General features: G+C 70.4%; 18 protein-coding genes and 1 pseudogene. 12 read left to right on the top strand and 7 right to left on the bottom strand.

The genetic code is table 11. From position 1 onward, the window contains the following. Positions 1 to 115 precede the first annotated feature (115 nt). The 6 genes from ACGFSB_RS20065 to ACGFSB_RS20040 are packed head-to-tail and all read left to right on the top strand — an operon-like array spanning position 116 to position 5,554. Positions 116 to 1,573: an ATP-binding protein gene (locus ACGFSB_RS20065; RefSeq protein WP_393400804.1), complete on the top strand. Its 1,458-nt coding sequence runs from the start codon at positions 116 to 118 to the stop codon at positions 1,571 to 1,573. Continuing rightward, complete coding sequence (locus ACGFSB_RS20060) at positions 1,570 to 2,016, top strand: roadblock/LC7 domain-containing protein (RefSeq protein ID WP_393400802.1); 447 nt, start codon at positions 1,570 to 1,572, stop codon at positions 2,014 to 2,016. Before ACGFSB_RS20065 ends, ACGFSB_RS20060 begins: the two co-directional genes overlap by 4 nt. Continuing rightward, on the top strand, positions 2,013 to 2,375 hold the full coding sequence (locus ACGFSB_RS20055; protein ID WP_393400799.1) for a DUF742 domain-containing protein: 363 nt from the start codon (positions 2,013 to 2,015) through the stop codon (positions 2,373 to 2,375). The genes ACGFSB_RS20060 and ACGFSB_RS20055 overlap by 4 nt, the downstream gene beginning before the upstream one ends. After that, entirely contained in the window at positions 2,353 to 2,994 is a 642-nt protein-coding gene (locus ACGFSB_RS20050; protein ID WP_393400796.1) for an ATP/GTP-binding protein, read from the top strand. The genes ACGFSB_RS20055 and ACGFSB_RS20050 overlap by 23 nt, the downstream gene beginning before the upstream one ends. Continuing rightward, positions 2,991 to 4,295, top strand: coding sequence for a cytochrome P450 (locus ACGFSB_RS20045; RefSeq protein ID WP_393400793.1), 1,305 nt, complete (start codon positions 2,991 to 2,993; stop codon positions 4,293 to 4,295). Before ACGFSB_RS20050 ends, ACGFSB_RS20045 begins: the two co-directional genes overlap by 4 nt. Further along, entirely contained in the window at positions 4,292 to 5,554 is a 1,263-nt protein-coding gene (locus tag ACGFSB_RS20040; protein WP_393400790.1) for a cytochrome P450, read from the top strand. Before ACGFSB_RS20045 ends, ACGFSB_RS20040 begins: the two co-directional genes overlap by 4 nt. A gap of 42 nt (positions 5,555 to 5,596) precedes the next feature. Here the strand turns inward: ACGFSB_RS20040 and ACGFSB_RS20035 are convergent, their stop codons facing one another. Next, complete coding sequence (locus tag ACGFSB_RS20035; RefSeq protein ID WP_393401178.1) at positions 5,597 to 6,151, bottom strand: DinB family protein; 555 nt, start codon at positions 6,149 to 6,151, stop codon at positions 5,597 to 5,599. A gap of 96 nt (positions 6,152 to 6,247) precedes the next feature. Then, positions 6,248 to 6,766, bottom strand: a pseudogene (locus ACGFSB_RS20030) (class I SAM-dependent methyltransferase); the annotation flags it as partial. A gap of 133 nt (positions 6,767 to 6,899) precedes the next feature. Between ACGFSB_RS20030 and ACGFSB_RS20025 the strand changes: the two are divergent. After that, positions 6,900 to 7,517: a helix-turn-helix domain-containing protein gene (locus tag ACGFSB_RS20025; protein WP_393400787.1), complete on the top strand. Its 618-nt coding sequence runs from the start codon at positions 6,900 to 6,902 to the stop codon at positions 7,515 to 7,517. 15 nt (positions 7,518 to 7,532) lie between these two features. On the opposite strand, the gene ACGFSB_RS20020 is transcribed toward ACGFSB_RS20025, so the two are convergent. Then, positions 7,533 to 7,928 carry an SHOCT domain-containing protein gene (locus ACGFSB_RS20020; protein WP_393400785.1) on the bottom strand — a complete coding sequence of 132 codons (396 nt, stop codon included), beginning with the start codon at positions 7,926 to 7,928 and terminating at the stop codon, positions 7,533 to 7,535. A 56-nt stretch (positions 7,929 to 7,984) separates the two neighbouring features. Continuing rightward, a complete protein-coding gene (locus ACGFSB_RS20015; protein WP_393400782.1) occupies positions 7,985 to 8,578 on the bottom strand; it encodes a 2'-5' RNA ligase family protein in 594 nt (197 codons plus the stop codon). An 81-nt stretch (positions 8,579 to 8,659) separates the two neighbouring features. On the opposite strand from ACGFSB_RS20015, the gene ACGFSB_RS20010 reads away from it, so the two are divergent. After that, positions 8,660 to 9,064, top strand: a complete 405-nt coding sequence (locus tag ACGFSB_RS20010; protein WP_393400779.1) for a RidA family protein — start codon at positions 8,660 to 8,662, stop codon at positions 9,062 to 9,064. Between the two features lie 69 nt (positions 9,065 to 9,133). After that, the gene (locus tag ACGFSB_RS20005; RefSeq protein ID WP_393400777.1) at positions 9,134 to 9,697 is read left to right on the top strand and encodes a cysteine hydrolase family protein; all 564 of its coding nucleotides are present in this window, start codon (positions 9,134 to 9,136) and stop codon (positions 9,695 to 9,697) included. 29 nt (positions 9,698 to 9,726) lie between these two features. Here the strand turns inward: ACGFSB_RS20005 and ACGFSB_RS20000 are convergent, their stop codons facing one another. Beyond that, complete coding sequence (locus ACGFSB_RS20000; protein ID WP_393400776.1) at positions 9,727 to 10,047, bottom strand: cupin; 321 nt, start codon at positions 10,045 to 10,047, stop codon at positions 9,727 to 9,729. A 265-nt stretch (positions 10,048 to 10,312) separates the two neighbouring features. Here ACGFSB_RS20000 and ACGFSB_RS19995 point away from each other — a divergent pair, with 265 nt between their 5' ends. After that, a complete protein-coding gene (locus ACGFSB_RS19995) occupies positions 10,313 to 11,263 on the top strand; it encodes an endonuclease/exonuclease/phosphatase family protein (RefSeq protein WP_393401175.1) in 951 nt (316 codons plus the stop codon). Positions 11,264 to 11,372: 109 nt separating this feature from the next. Here ACGFSB_RS19995 and ACGFSB_RS19990 read toward each other — a convergent pair whose 3' ends face one another. Continuing rightward, positions 11,373 to 12,419: an NAD(P)-dependent alcohol dehydrogenase gene (locus ACGFSB_RS19990; RefSeq protein WP_393400774.1), complete on the bottom strand. Its 1,047-nt coding sequence runs from the start codon at positions 12,417 to 12,419 to the stop codon at positions 11,373 to 11,375. Between the two features lie 106 nt (positions 12,420 to 12,525). Between ACGFSB_RS19990 and ACGFSB_RS19985 the strand changes: the two genes are divergently transcribed. Next, positions 12,526 to 13,125 carry a TetR family transcriptional regulator gene (locus ACGFSB_RS19985; protein ID WP_393400772.1) on the top strand — a complete coding sequence of 200 codons (600 nt, stop codon included), beginning with the start codon at positions 12,526 to 12,528 and terminating at the stop codon, positions 13,123 to 13,125. Here ACGFSB_RS19985 and ACGFSB_RS19980 read toward each other — a convergent pair. Next, positions 13,115 to 13,567: a winged helix-turn-helix transcriptional regulator gene (locus ACGFSB_RS19980; RefSeq protein ID WP_393400769.1), complete on the bottom strand. Its 453-nt coding sequence runs from the start codon at positions 13,565 to 13,567 to the stop codon at positions 13,115 to 13,117. The genes ACGFSB_RS19985 and ACGFSB_RS19980 overlap by 11 nt on opposite strands. A 116-nt stretch (positions 13,568 to 13,683) precedes the next feature. On the opposite strand from ACGFSB_RS19980, the gene ACGFSB_RS19975 reads away from it, so the two are divergent. Then, positions 13,684 to 15,042, top strand: coding sequence for an MFS transporter (locus ACGFSB_RS19975; protein WP_393400766.1), 1,359 nt, complete (start codon positions 13,684 to 13,686; stop codon positions 15,040 to 15,042). Positions 15,043 to 15,082 lie beyond the last annotated feature (40 nt).

Below are 15,082 nucleotides of genomic sequence, written 5' to 3'. Positions count from 1 at the left end.
GCTCCCCATTCGTAAGGGAGTTCGGTGCATACGGGGAGGGTTCGTTCGTCGTGGTGAAGGTGTCCGGGATCGCCGGGTCGAGTGCGCCGTGGTGATCCGTCTCAAGCGCGGGTCCGTGAGCCGCGAGACCGTGGTCTGGCTGATCGCCGGGGTGCTCGCCGCCGTGGGCGCGGTGCTTGCAGCACTGGACGCCGCGTCCGAGTGGCGGCGGATTCTGGCCGGCGGCTGCGCCGCGGTCGCGGTGCTGCTGCTCGCCTGGGTGCTCGTACTGATCCGGCAGTTGTCCACCGAGCGGGGCGACCGGGCCAGCCAGGAGCGGCTTGCCGCGGCCCGTGGAGCCGAGGTGGCACACCTCGCCGGTGTACGACTCCCCGCGATCGCGGAGCGGGTCCGTGCGGGGCAGCGACTCGAGGGTGTGCCGGGGCCGCTGGCCGCGGCGGGGGAGACCGGCGAGGAGTTCGAGCGGGCCCTCGCCGCCGTGGCAGTCGCCCTCGGGTCCGACGAGGCGGTGCGCCGCGAGCGCGGCCTGCGGGACTCGGTACAGGCCGCGTTCGAGTCCGTCGCGCGCACGATGCACGCGATGGCCACGGTGCAGCAGCAGGTACTCGACCGGGTCGAGCGCTCCATCGACGACCCGCACCTCATGGGCGACGTGATGAAGGCCGATCACGCTGCCGCACAGATGACCCGTAAGGCCCAGACGCTCCTGGTGATGTGCGGGATCTGGCCCGCCCGCCGCGAGACACGGCCGGTCTCGCTCTACGACTGCGTACGCGGCGCACAGTCGCGGATCGTGGAGTACAGCCGGATCGAGGTGCACGGCGGACAGACGCTGTACGCGGTGCCGCCCGCGGTGGAGGGGCTGATGCACGCCATCGCCGAACTCCTCGAGAACGCCACGGTGTTCTCGCCCTCGCGCTCTCAGGTCGTCGTCACCATTCGCGAGGTGGGGGCCGGAGCCGTCCTGGAGATCGATGACGCCGGACTCGGTATGCCGCCGGACGTGCTGCACCGCGCGGTGGGTCAGCTCCGCGACGACCAGGACCTGGCGCGCCTGGGCGCGGTGCCCCGCCTCGGCCTGGCCTGCGTGGGCCGTTGGAGCCGGGAGCTCGGCTTCAACGTGGAGCTGAGCGGGGCCTCGGCCTACGGCGGCACCCGTGCGGTCACGTTCGTACCGTTCCGGCTGCTGACCGAACCCCCCTCGAATGCCGCCCCCGTGGCAGTGCCTGTGCGGCAAGAGCAGCACGACCTGCACGAGCAACATGACTCCGCCGAGCACGCGGAGCTCTCCGCACGGACCCAACCGGTCGTTCCTCCCACGCACGAGACAGCGTCCGGCCTGCCACGGCGGCGCAACCGGCGGCAGGCTGCCTCGGCCGCCGCACACGGGCCGGGGCCGGCGCAACAGCCGGCGCCCGCTGCCGCGTCGGCGACCCCCTGGACACCGGAGGCGGCACGCGCATCGATCGCCAGCGTGGTGTCCGGCTCCCGGCGAGGCCGCGCCGCCCTCGACGCGGACCGGGCCACGCCTCAATCCCCCACCCCCGACGAGCACGACGGAGGCCGGCAGTGACCGGAATCATCACCCCCCTTCCCGACCTGGGCTGGATGCTCCGCCCGCTGATCGAGATCCCCGGGGTCCGGCACAGCGTGGTGGTCTCCGAGGACGGCCTGCGGCTCGGCCACGCGTCCGCGGAGAACCTCGTCGGACCGGTGTCCGACCTGAGCGTCGCCGAAGCCGAGTCCCTCTCCGCTGCCTGTGCGGCGATGACCATGACGGGCCGCTCCACGACCACCCTGCTGTTCGGCTCCGGCGCCGGCGTACGGCAGTTGATGCTGGAGTCCGACCACGGATTCGTGCTGTTCACGCACGCCGGTGTGGGCGCGCACCTGGGGGTCGCCACCGACCTGGACGCGGATGTCGGCCTGGTGGCCCAGCAGATGCAACTGCTCGTGGTGAAGATCGGCGCGCACCTGAGCAGCAAGCCGCGGGATCCGGCCGCCGCGGCGTCATGACGGACCCGCGGCCGGAGGAGCGGTCGGCATCGGCGATCCGCCCGTACGTGATCACTCGCGGGCGGGCGGCATCCGACACCGAGTCCCTGGCCTGGGAATCCCTGGTGATGGCGACGGACGCGGCATTTCCCGCCGCGCTCCAGCCCGAGCACCAGACGATCCTGGTGCACTGCCAGGGCCTCCTCTCGGTGGCCGAGGTGGCCGCCCACATCGGCCAGCCGCCCTCGGTCGTACAGGTGCTGCTCTGCGATCTCGTCGAATGGGGGCTCATCGTGACCCGGCCGCCTGTACCCCCGGCCGAACGCACCGATGTGACCATGCTCAGAAAGGTCCTCCATGGTCTCGAAAGCCGTCTCTGACGCGACGCAACCGGCCGCCCCTCAGCCGTCAGGCTCCGGTTCCGGTTCCGGCAAGTACCTCACCTCAAGCGTCGCGGGCGCCGCCAAGATCCTGGTCGTCGGCCCGCTGGGGGTCGGCAAGACCACCCTCATAGGCACCGTCTCGGAGATCAAACCCCTGTCCACCGAAGCCGTCATGACACAGGCGGGCGCCCGAGTCGACACTGCCGTGGCCGACGGCAAGACGACCACCACCGTGGCCCTCGACTTCGGCCGGATGACCATCGACGGTGAACTGGTGCTCTATCTGTTCGGCACCCCCGGGCAGCAGCGGTTCCTGCCCGCGTGGCGGGACCTGGCCAAGGGCGCACTCGGTGCCCTCGCCCTGGTGGACACGCGTGACCTGGAGGCGTCCTTCGACGCCCTGGGCAACCTGGAAGAACTCGGACTGCCCTTCGCGGTGGCCGTCAACGTATTCCCCGGCAGCCCCGGGCACCACGAGGACGACCTGCGAGCGGCCCTCGACCTGCTCCCCGACACCCCCGTGGTGACCTGCGACGCACGCGACCCGTCGTCCTCGGTGAGGGCGCTGATCGCCCTCGTCAGCCACCTCATTCGCGTCGCCACGGAGACCCCATGACCTCGCCACACGCGGCAGCCGGGCCGCAGGACCGCTGCCCGGTCACCGGAGCCCCGGCGCCGGCGACCGCACTGTACGGACCCGACATCGACGGCGACGCACTGCCCGCCCTGTACGAGCAACTGCGCGGCTCCCACGGACCGGTGGCGCCCGTCTCCATCGCCCCCGGTGTCGACGCCTGGCTCGTCATCGGCCACCGTGAACTGCTCCGACTGACCCGCGACGAGCAGGACTTCTCGCACGATCCGCGCCGCTGGAGCCTGCTGCGGGAAGGCCGGGTGCCCACCGACTCGCCGATCCTGCCCATGGTCGGCTGGCGTCCGGCGCTGCTCTTCGCCGACGGACAGCAGCACCGCCGGATGCGCGCCGCCGTCTCCGCCGCTCTTGCCGGGATCAACGGCCATGAACTGCGGCGCTCCGTGCGCGCCACCGCCGAGCAGGTGATCGTGTCGTTCGCCGAACGCCGGGAGGCCGACCTGGTGGCCGACTACGCGCGCAAGCTGCCGATGCGCGTCATCACCGCACTCCTCGGCGTGGACGAACGGACCGGCCGGGAGCTGGTGGAGGCCGTCGCGGGGACGGTCGCCGCCACCAGCGCCTCCGCGGACGCCAGCAGGCGCATGGGCGCCATCCTGCTCCAGCTGATCGAGGAGAAGCGGCGCCGACGCGGCAACGACATCACCTCGGTCCTGCTGCACCACCCGGCCCGGCTCACCGACGAAGAAGTCCTGCACAACCTCGTAGTGATGTTCGTCGCGGGCAACCAGACCACCGTCAACTGGATCGCCACCACCCTGCGCATCCTGCTCTGCGACCCGCAGTTCCGCTCCTCGCTGACCGGCGGCCAACTCAGTGTGGACGACGCGCTCGACCTGGTCCTGTGGCGTTTCCCGCCCACGCAGAACTTCCCCGCCCGCTACGCCACCCGCGACATGACCTTCGGCGGGCAGCACATCCGCACCGGCGACATGCTCATCCTCGGCCTCGCCGGAGCCAACGCGGACCCGCAGATCCTCCCCGACGACGGCATACCGGTCGTCGGCAACCGCTCCCACCTGGCCTTCGGCGCGGGCCCGCACATCTGCCCCGCCCAGGACCCGGCCCGGCTCATCACCCGTACCGCCGTGGACGCGATCCGTCACCGGCTGCCCGATCTCGAACTGGCCATCCCCGAAAGCGAACTGGAGTGGATCAAGTCGCCCTGGAGCAGGGGACTCGCCGCGCTCCCGGTCCGCTTCACCGCCCCTGTCCTGCCCCAGCCGCCCGTCCCGGCACCTTCTCGACCTGGAGAGCCCTCTTGAACACGTCACCGGAGAACGCCGCAGCCGGCCAGCCGCACCGCTTCGACCCGGCAGGCGGCTGCCCGCACGCGGACAACGCCCGGCTGCTCGCACGCGGCGCCGTCACGCCGGTGGTCCTGCCCGGTGACGTACAGGGCATGGCGGTCCTCGGCCATGACGCGCTCAAGGAGTTCCTCGCGCACCCCGATGTCGCCAAGAACGCACAGCACTTCGCCGCGTTGCAGGCAGGCGAGATAGCGGACGGCTGGCCGCTGAAGACCTTCGCGACGGTGCAGGGCATGACCACCGCCGACGGCGCCGACCACCGCAGGCTGCGGTCCCTGATGGGCAAGGCGTTCACCGCGCGCCGGGTGGCGGAACTCCAGCCGCGGATCACGGACCTGACGACCCAGCTGCTCGACGGTCTGGACAAGGCCGCCGCCGCGGGCGACGGCGTCGCGGATCTGCGCAGGCACTTCGCCCTGCCGCTGCCGATGGGGGTCATCTGCGAACTCCTGGGCGTGGACGCCGAGTACCACGACCGACTGCATCACCTGTCGAACCAGATCGTCGCCACCGACATCGGCCCCGAAGAGGCGATGGCCGCCAACAAGGAGATGGTCGAAGTCCTCGGTGCGGTCGCCGCCGCCCGCGCCGCGAGCCCGGGGGACGACCTCACCACCGCCCTCATCGCGGCCAGGGAGGAGAACGGCGACAAGCTGAGCCCGCACGAGCTGCTCGGCACCCTGATGCTCACGATCATCGCCGGGCACGAGACCACCCTGAACCTGATCACCAATGCCGTACGCGCCCTGTGCACCCACCGCGAGCAGCTCGCCCTGGCCAAGTCCGGCGAAGTGACGTGGGCCGACGTGGTGGAGGAGACCCTCCGCTGGGACAGCCCCGTCAGTTACTTCCCCTTCCGGTACCCGACCCGCGACCTCACGCTCGACGGCACCGTCATCCCCCAGGGGACCCCCGTCCTGGCCGGTTACTCGGCGGCGGGCCGCGACAAGCAGGCCCACGGCCCCGACGCCGACCGCTTCGACATCACCCGCGACCAGACCACCACCCGGCACCTGTCCCTGGGCCACGGCGCGCACTTCTGCATGGGCGCCCCGCTGGCCCGCATGGAGGCCACCATCGCCCTCGAGCAGCTGTTCAGCCGTTTCCCCGGCCTCGACCTTGCCGTCCCGGAGCCCGAACTGCCCCGCCACGCCTCCTTCGTGGGGAACAGCGTGCAACAGCTGCCCGTACGGCTGCGCGACGCTCGGCCCTGACCGGTCGACGCGGCCCGCCGGCATCCGTCCCTGGCCTGCTGGTCAGCGGCCGGTGGATCCGTCGATCTGCTCGCGGAGGATGTCGGCATGACCGGCGTGCCGACCGGTCTCTTCGATCATGTGCGCCAGGACCCATCGCATCGATGGTGCCGGACCCCGGCGCGGGGGCCGCGGGGCGGGAAGAGCCAGATCTGAGCAGGCGTCGATGACCTGGTTGGCTCGCTCGACCGTCTCCCGGTAGTCGGCGAGCACGCCGTCGACGGTGTCCTCCGCGGACGGCCGCAGGGTCGCGGGCCAGTCGCCGGCGTCCGTACCGAGGAAGTAGAACCGTTCGACGAACGCCAGATGCTTGAGCAGCCCGAGAAGGCTGGTGCCCGAGGGCACGCCTCCTGTCCGGACTCGCGGTTCCGGCACGCCCGCGACCTTGTCCGCGACCGAGTTCCGCAGCTGGTCGAGGATGCCCCGCAGAGTCGCCTTCTCATCGGAGCCGGTCGATGGAGGGCCGGTCCTCTTCACCCGGGCCCGCTGGACGAGCAGCACGTTGTCGATGACGGTGGCGGTCTCACCATTCGGTCCGGTGGCCCGGCGGCTGGGCATGTCGGCGCGCAGGACGGACCACTGCGCGGGGTCGAGACCGAGTTCGGCGGCGATCTCGGCGGGCGTGGGGTAGTGGATGCCGGGGTCCTGGTCCCAGGACCAGGGCGCGGTGGAGCCGTGGTCGACGATCAGCAGGAGACCACAGGGTCGCAGGGCTCGCGCGGCGGTGCGCAGGACTTGGCCGCGAGGCAGCGAGAACGGGGTGTGGAAGTACTGGGCGGAGACGAGATCGAACTGTCCGGCCGGGAAGCTTCTGGCCAGATCGTGCTGTTCGGCAGCGACCCGTTCCGCGACCCCGAGATCCAGGGCCTGGTCCCGCACCCGTTCGACGGCGGTGGTGGAGATGTCCACGGCGGTGACGTGCCAGCCCCGCTGGGCGAGCCAGCCGCTGTCGCCCCCGGCGCCGCAGCCCAGATCCAGGGCGGCGCCGGGGCGCAGCGATGCGGCGGTCTCGGCGAGCAGAGGGTTGACGCGTGCTGCTCCGGTGCGCCGGGCGCGGTAGTGCCGCTCCCAGAACAGCTCGGCGCTCTCGTCCGCCGCGCTCCGGTCGTTCGCGGTGGTGCCGGTGCCGGTGCCGGTGCCGGTGGTGGGAGTTCGGCGTCGGGTCGAATCCATCTGAGGTGCCCCTTCATCGGCCGGCGCACCGAGCGCGCTCCGATACGCGCCCTCGACACCGGTGAAGTACCGACAGCATCGACACCACCGTTTCGCTCTTGCAAGAAAAGTTGCGGATCCGCATCATCGGGGCATGAACAGTCCCGCAGGAGACCCCGCAGGAGACCCAGCAGGAGACGTCTTGGCCGGAGTCGGACCGCGTCTGCGCGCGCTGCGCCAGGCGCGGAGCGCCACTCTGGCGGCCCTGGCAGCCGAAACCGGCCTCACGGCGAGCACCCTGTCCCGTCTCGAGAACGGCAAGCTCCGCCCCACGCTGGAGCAGCTACTGCCGCTGGCCAGGGCGCACGGCGTCCCGCTCGACGATCTCGTCGCGGCGCCACCCACCGGCGACCCACGCGTCCATCTGCGACCGGTGCGGCGATCCGGCCTCGTGATGGTGCCGTTGACCAAGCGGGCGGGCGGCATCCAGGCCTACAAGGTGATCTACCCGCCCGCTGCCCACCCGCCCGCGGTCCGAGCAGCCACCCTGAAGCTGCGGACCCACGACGGATACGAGTGGTTCTACGTCCTCGACGGACACGTCAGGTTCGTGCTCGGCGAGCGGGAGTTCCGGCTCGGCGTCGGTGAGGCCGCGGAGTTCGACACCCGCGTACCGCACTGGATCGGCAGCGCCGACAGCCGCCCCGCCGAGCTGCTGGCCCTGTTCGGCGCACAGGGCGAGCGCGCCCACCTGGAACCGGCCGGCCACTGACCGCGGGAGCTCCGCTCAGGCCAGGACCTTCTCCTTGGCCTTCTCGTACTCCTCGGCGGAGATGTCACCGTTCTTCTTCAGCTCGGCGAGCTTCGCCAGCTCATCGACGTGGCCACCGCCGGGGCCGGAGCCCGCTGCCTTCTGTACGTAGGAGCGGAACGCCTGTTCCTGTTCCTTGACCTGGGCCACATCCCGCTCGCCCATGCTGCGGCCGCGGGCGATGAGGTAGACGAGAACCCCGAGGAACGGTAGGACCAGCACGAAGATGAGCCAGCCCGCCTTCCACCACCCGTTGAGCGTGTGGTCACGGAACAGGTCGGTGATCACCTTGAACAGCAGGAAGAACCACATGATCCAGAGGAAGAGATACAGCATCGTCAGGAACAGATTGAGCAGCGGATAGTCGTCCATGGCGGATGCCCCTTTCGCGGAATCCGCGGCGAGGCCACGGAATCAATTCCGGCTCATCAGAGATATCGCTGAAATGGGGACTCTGCATCTCGGGCGGCGAGGCGGTAGTGGGCGCGGTCCTGCCAGCGCGTGCCGTCCCAGGCGATGAGCTGGACCGTGTCGACGTGGCAGCTCAGCGGCAGCAGCGGCTCGAGTTCGGTCTGCAACGCGTCGTACGCGGCGTCCTGCGTCGCGGGGCCCTCGCTGTTCGCGACCGTCAGATGCGGGGCGAGCGGCGGATCGAATATCCCCCGGTACGGCACCGCGTCGGGCCAGCGCCGGGTGAGATCCTTGGCCAAGGCCGTGACCGGAGTGTGCGGCCACGGGTCCAGGTAGAGCACGCCGGGATAGCGGGCGAATTCGGCGAAGGTCAGGGTGAAGGCCTCATGCCCGGCGAAGAGACGGGACAGCTCGCGGTGGGCCGCGCCGTCGATGCGGCTCTCGTGCACGAAGGGGTAGAGCACCGTCACGTGGGCCGGGAACCCTGCCCGGACCAGCGGGTCGGCTTCGGGAACCTTGATGGTGAGCGCGGTGTCACCCGGTACGTCCGGCCATCCGTCCAGGGCGGGCTCGCGCTCGGCATCCTCTTCGTCGGTTTCGTCGGCGTTCATCAACCGCCATGATCGCATCGGCGCGCGGATTGCCTCCGCCCCTGCGGAATGGTCGGGCCCTAGCCGGATGTTCGAGGAGACATGACGACCGATCAGCGGACCATCACCAACCCGGCCACCCTCCACGACCCGACACCGTTCGGCTACAGCCACGCCGTCTCGGCGCCCGGCGAACTCGTCTTCATCGGCGGCCAGTACGCGTCCGATGCCACCGGCGCCGCCGTGCCCGGCGCTTTCGCCGATCAGGTGGACCTGGCCTTCGACCGGCTGCGGTCGGCGCTTGAGGGGGTCGGCCTCGGATTCGAGCACGTGGTCCGGCTCGGCACCTTCATCGTCGACCACGACCTGGACAAGCTGGAGACCCTGGGCAAGGCTCTGCACGCTCGCTTCGGCGACAGGCTGCCTGCCCAGACGCTGAGCGGTGTGGCGACTCTCGCGCTGCCGGGGATGCTGTTCGAGATGGATGCGGTGGCGGTGCGGCCGTAGCGAATCACCCACAGGCATCGCAGGCAAGGCAGATACGGCAGATACGGCAGCTATGAAAGGACGACAGACATGGCGGACAGCGCCCTCCTCGTGATGGACGTCCAGCGGGAGATCGTGGACCTTGCCGACGACGGCTCCGGATATCTGCCGCGCCTGCGCCGGGCGATCGACGGTGCCCGCGCGGCGGACATTCCCGTGATCTACGTGGCCATGGCGTTACGGCCGGGCTGTCCGGACGTCAGCACCCGCAACAAGGCGCTCACCGCCGTGGTGCGGGCGGGGCTGCACGTCGAGGGCGAGCCCGGCACCGAGATCCATCCGGACATCGCGCCCGAGCCGGGCGACACCGTGGTCACCAAGCGGCGCGGGAGCGCGTTCTCGGGCAGTGACCTCGACCTGGTGCTCAGGGCGCGCGACATCGACAGCCTTGTTCTCACCGGGATCGCCACCAGCGGGGTGGTGCTGCACACCGCGTGTCACGCCAACGACCGGGACCTCGGACTCACCGTCCTGTCGGACGCCTGCCTCGACCTGGACCCCGAGGTGCACGAGCTTCTGACCGGGAAACTGTTCCCGCAGTGGGCGGACGTCATCGCCGTCGAGGCGTGGGTCAAGGCCATCGCACCGCGATAGTGCCTTCCGCACCGCGTAGTGCCGTCGGCTCAGACTCGGGTGACGGCGGTCAGTACGACGGCCGAGTCGTCCAGAGCGGTCAGGCCGTGGCGCTCGTGCGGGACGGGTGCGAATTCTCCCTCGCCCAGTTCGAGCGCCCCGCTCGTCGTGGTGAGCCCGACCCGGCCGCGCAGGACGAACAGGGTCGCGGCGGCGGGCGACTCGTGCTCACCGAGCTCGGTGCCGGCGGTGAGCACGATGAGGCTCTGTCGCAGCGGACCGTCGTGCAGGAGCAGCTCGGCGCTGCGCCCGTGTGCGGCGGTGCGGGCCTTCTCGAGGTGCTCGCCGACAAGGGCGTAGAGGTCGGCCACGGTATGTCCCTTCGACGGAGAGTGGGCGCGTGTGTGCGGGCACGCGATCCCCAGTGTTCCCGTTGCCCGCGCAGGCCGCATCCGGCGGCCGCCGGAACCTGATCACCCGGTAGTGCGTCGTAGCAGGCACGTCGCGCTCACGGCCGGGGGAGCGGGGGAGACGGGGAACTGAGTGGAGCAGGTGGCACAGGTGGGCAGCGGTACGGGGGCGCGGATCGCAGGGGTGCGGCGATGGCTGTGCAGCAGCGCCTTGCTGAAGTGGGGCGTGGATGCGACAGGCCGGTCAGCCTGGGCGCGCGGCCGGGTTCTCGCGTCGCTCGCCGTGCTGACCGCCGCCCTGCTGGCTTTCCACTCCGCCGTGCCCAACACCGTCGGGCGTCTCGGGAGTCTCCTCGAGACGTTTCTGCCCTGGCTCGGCCTGGCCGTTCCCTTGCTGCTCGTCCTGGCCCTGTTGCGCCGCTCGGCCGGCGCCCTTGTGGCGTTGCTGCTGCCCGCCGCCGTTTGGGCCACTCTCTTCGGCGGGCGGATGGCCACAGAGGACCGTGGCGCGTACGACATCACGGCGGTTCAGCACAACGTCAGCGACGTGAACGCCGACCCGGCGGGCACCGCCCGAGCCCTGACCGGGGCCGGACCGGATCTCATCGCCCTGGAGGAGCTGACGTCCGCCGCGCTGCCGGTGTACGAGAGAGTCCTGGCGCCGGAGTATCCGTACCGGGCGGTGCGGGGGACGGTCGGACTCTGGTCGAAGTATCCGCTGACGGACGTCAGGCCGGTGGACATCAGGCCGGAGGGGGTCGGGAAGGACTGGAACCGCGGGGTGCGGTCGACGGCCCGTACGCCGTGGGGCGATGTCGCGGTGTACGTCGCTCACTTGCCCTCGGTCCGGGTCCAGTGGCACGGCTTCAGCTCCGGTCGGCGGGACGAGAGCGCAGGACTGCTCGGCGTGGTGCTTGCCGCCGAGCAGCTGGACAAGGTGGTCCTGCTGGGTGACCTCAACAGCACGGTGGACGACCGTGGACTCACTCCGGTGACCTCGCGGATGCGGATGGACTCGGCGGCACGGGACCTCGCCTTCAGCTGGCCCGCCGCATTCCCTGTGTCCAGGATCGACCACATCATGACCCGTTCGGCAACCGTCACCCATGTCCGGTCGCTGCCCGCCACCGGCAGCGACCACCTGCCCGTCGCCGCCGCCATCACCCTCGACCGCTGATCCGGGATCAGTCCGGCGGACTTGTTCAAAAGTCGCCCGACCTTCGCCCGACCTTCGCCCGACCTTCGACCGGCCGGACAAGACCCGTACGGAGGCGGCCGGTTCGCCCTCAGTCCAGATCGGACATGTCGAGTACGAAGCGGTAGCGGACGTCATTGCGCCGGAGCCGGTCGAGAGCCTCGTTCACGCGGGCCGAGGGGAGCAGCTCGATGTCGGCGGTGATGTCGTGCTCGGCGCAGAAGGCCAGCATGGCGGCGGTCGCGGGCCTGCCGCCGCTGCCGGCGGAGCTGAGCTTCTTGCGCCCGATGAGCAGATCGGTGGTCTCCAGGCTGATGGGTCCGAGGTGCCCGAGGTGGCTGAGCGTCCCGTCCATGGCGACCAGGCGCAGGTAAGGGCCGAGGTCGTGCGGGGCGGCGATGGTGTCGATGACGACGTCGAACCGGTCGCGGGCGGCGGCCATCTGCTCCGGATCGGTGGAGACGAGCACCTCGTGGGCGCCGAGTCGGTGCGCGTCGTCGGCCTTGTCCGGCGACCGGCTGACGACCGAGGTCTCCGCACCGAGCGCCACGGCGATCTTGACGGCGAGATGACCGAGGCCGCCGAGTCCTGCCACGGCGACGCGAGTACCCGGCCCCACCCCGAGGGCGTGCAGTGGCTCCCAGACGGTGATCCCGGCGCAGAGCAGGGGAGCGGCGGCGGCCGGGTCCAGGCCGCTGGGAAGCGGGTAGGCGAACCCCGCGCGGACGACGTACTCGCGGGAGTAGCCGCCCTGGGTGGTCGATCCGTCGTGGCGGTCGACGCCGCCGTAGGTCAGGGTCGGGAACGCGTGGCAGAAGTTCTCCTGACCGGCCCGGCACATGGCGCACGTGCCGCACGAATCCACGATGTTGCCCACCGCCACCGGATCGCCGACGGCGAAGCCCGTGACCTCGGACCCCGTCTCGGCCACCACACCCGTGAACTCGTGCCCCGGCACGAGGGGTTGGCGGGATCGGCCGTCATCGCCGGCCTGGACGGCGTGCAGGTCCGTGTGGCAGACCCCGCAGTAGTCAACGCGGACAGCGATGTCGTCGGGGCGCAGGTCGCGCCGATCGAGGGGCGCTCGCCGCAGTGTCGTAGCCGGGCCGTCGGCCTGCCAGCTCACCGTGGTCCTCATGGCGTTCTCTCCTCAGATTCTCAAACAGACTGTTCGGTCTATCTGGAGGGTAGGGCTTGGGTGCCACTCAGGCAAACCAACTGTTCTGTTTGGTACCCTGACGGGCATGGCCGACCAGCCCTTGACCTCGCGCGGAGCCGCGACCTACCAGCGCATCATCGAGGTGGCGACCCAGGAGTTCGCGGATCATGGGATCGCAGGCGCCCGCATCGAACGGATCGTGGCCGCCGCCCGCACCAACAAGGCGCAGCTGTATGCCTATTTCGGGAACAAGGAAGGGCTCTTCGACGCCATCTTCTTCGGTTCGCTGGAGCGGATCGTCAACGTGGTCCCGATCGACGCCACCGACCTCGCGGACTGGGCCGTGCGCCTCTACGACGAGTACCTCCGCCGCCCCGATCTCATCCGGCTCGCCACCTGGGCGCGCCTGGAGCGACGCCCGGCGGGTCATCTGGTCGACGACCCCGACCGCCTCGACGACGGCAAACTGCGGGCCATCGCCGAGGCGCAGGCCGAAGGTCTGGTCCGCGAGGGGGATCCGTTCGACCTGATGGCCATGGTGATCGCCATGTCCATGGCCTGGTCACCGGTCAGCAATGTCTACGCCGCGACCGCCGGGGAGTCGCCGGAACTGCACGAGCGGCGGCGCGCCCTGCTCCACGAGAGCGTCCGGCGCGCCCTGGCGAGCGACTGGATCACTGAGTAGAAATCTTATGGACGGTGGTGTCGTCGGGGTTCAGGCGCCGCCCGTCCGCGGAGAGCACTTCCAGTGCACGGAGGGGCTGTTCCTGTCGGCGGTCGACCAACTGTGAGTGCGGTTCGCCGGGGGCGAAGGAGTTCTGCTCGCCCCACTGTCGCAGGGCCACGATGACGGGGAAGAGCGCCTTGCCCTTCGGGGTCAGTACGTACTCGCGGTAGGCGCTGCCGTCCGAGGCGGGGACGGATTCGAGGACACCGCCTGCGACCAGGGTGCGCAGGCGTGCGGTGAGGATGTTCTTGGCCACGCCGAGGCTGCGCTGGAACTCCCCGAAGCGCCGGCTTCCGTCGAAGGCGTCCCTCACGATCAGCAGGGACCACCAGTCGCCGATCGCGTCCACCGAGCGGGCGACGGGGCATTCGCTGTCGTCGAAGCGCGTCCTGGTCGCCATGGCGTCCCTCACTCACTCTCCGACATCGGTTGCAACATGCTACCAAGAAAGACTACCGTCGCCATCGCTAGTGGTAGCAAGATGAAACCAGAATTCAGATGTGCGGAGGAGTGCCGATGTCTGACCACCACGGTGAGGCTGCGACACGACGGCCCGAGGCAGCGCGGCGGACCGAGGCGGCACGACGGCCCGAGGCAGGGGAGATTGGAGGGACCGGGGTCCGGAGTCGGGCCCGGGGCGGGGATTCCGCGTTCGTCCTGTCCCGTGGCGTCGTCATACTGTTCGCCGTCGCCTGCGGAGCCGCGGTGGCCAACGTCTATCTCTCCCAGCCGCTCCTGGTCACCATGGGCCACGACCTCACCATGAGCCCGGCACTCGTCGGCGCCGTGGTCACTCTCACGCATGTCGGATACGGCCTCGGGCTCTTCTTTCTCGTACCGCTGGGCGACGTGGCCGACCGCAGACGGCTCATCGTGGCTCAACTCCTGCTCCTGGTAGTGGCGTTGACCGTGGTGGCCGCCGCCCGGACGGCGGCGATCCTGCTCGCCGGCATGGCCGCGATGGGGCTCCTCGCGGTCGTCACGCAGACGCTGATGGCCTTCGCGGCGTCACTCGCACCTGCCGACGGGCGCGGACGCGTCGTCGGTCTTGTCACCAGCGGCGTGGTCACCGGAATCCTGCTCGCCCGCACCGCATCCGGTCTTATCGCCGATCTCGCGGGCTGGCGCGCCGTCTACCTCGCATCGGCGTCGCTCACCGCTCTGCTCGCCCTGGTCCTGTACCGAGTGCTGCCGAGCCACAGTGCCGCTCCGCCGACAACTTCGCCGACAGCTCCGCCGACAACGCTGCGCTACGGACAGCTCCTGCGCTCCACGATCACCTTGTTCGCACGGGAACCACTGCTGCGCCTCCGGGCCCTGTTCGGTCTGCTGATCTTCGCCGCGTTCAGCACCCTGTGGAGCAGCGTCGCGCTGCCGCTCAGTGAGGCCCCGTACTTCCTGTCGCACAGCGCGATCGGGGCGCTGGGGCTCATCGGTGTCGCCGGCGCACTGGCCGCGACCATGGCAGGACGCCTGAACGACCGTGGGCTCTCCCGGCGTACCACCGGCATCGCTCTGGCACTGCTCGCCGCCTCGTGGTTGCCCCTGGCCTTCACCCGCAGCTCGCTCTGGGCCCTGGTCGTCGGGGTGATCCTTCTCGACCTCGCCGTGCAGGCGGTCCATGTCACCAACCAGACCCTGATCTACGCACTGCACCCGGAAGCGGGCAGTCGGCTGATCGGCGGATACATGGTCTTCTACTCGATCGGCAGCGCCACCGGCGCCATCGCCGCGACCTCCCTCTACACGGCGGCAGGCTGGGGCGCCGTATGCGCACTGGGTGCCGCGTTCAGCTGCCTCGGGCTCGTGCTGTGGGCGTTCACTCGGCACAGCGCCACGGACCCCGCCACCAACCGGACTCAGCAGCACATTTGAGCCGACGCGGGGCGCGATGTCACCGGGTTCATCGAGCGGA

It is taken from the genome of Streptomyces sp. NPDC048441 (assembly GCF_043200235.1).
In the GTDB taxonomy this organism is placed as follows: domain Bacteria; phylum Actinomycetota; class Actinomycetes; order Streptomycetales; family Streptomycetaceae; genus Streptomyces.
Note: the sequence above shows the minus strand (reverse complement) of the source record. Positions and strands in the feature narration are given on the sequence as shown.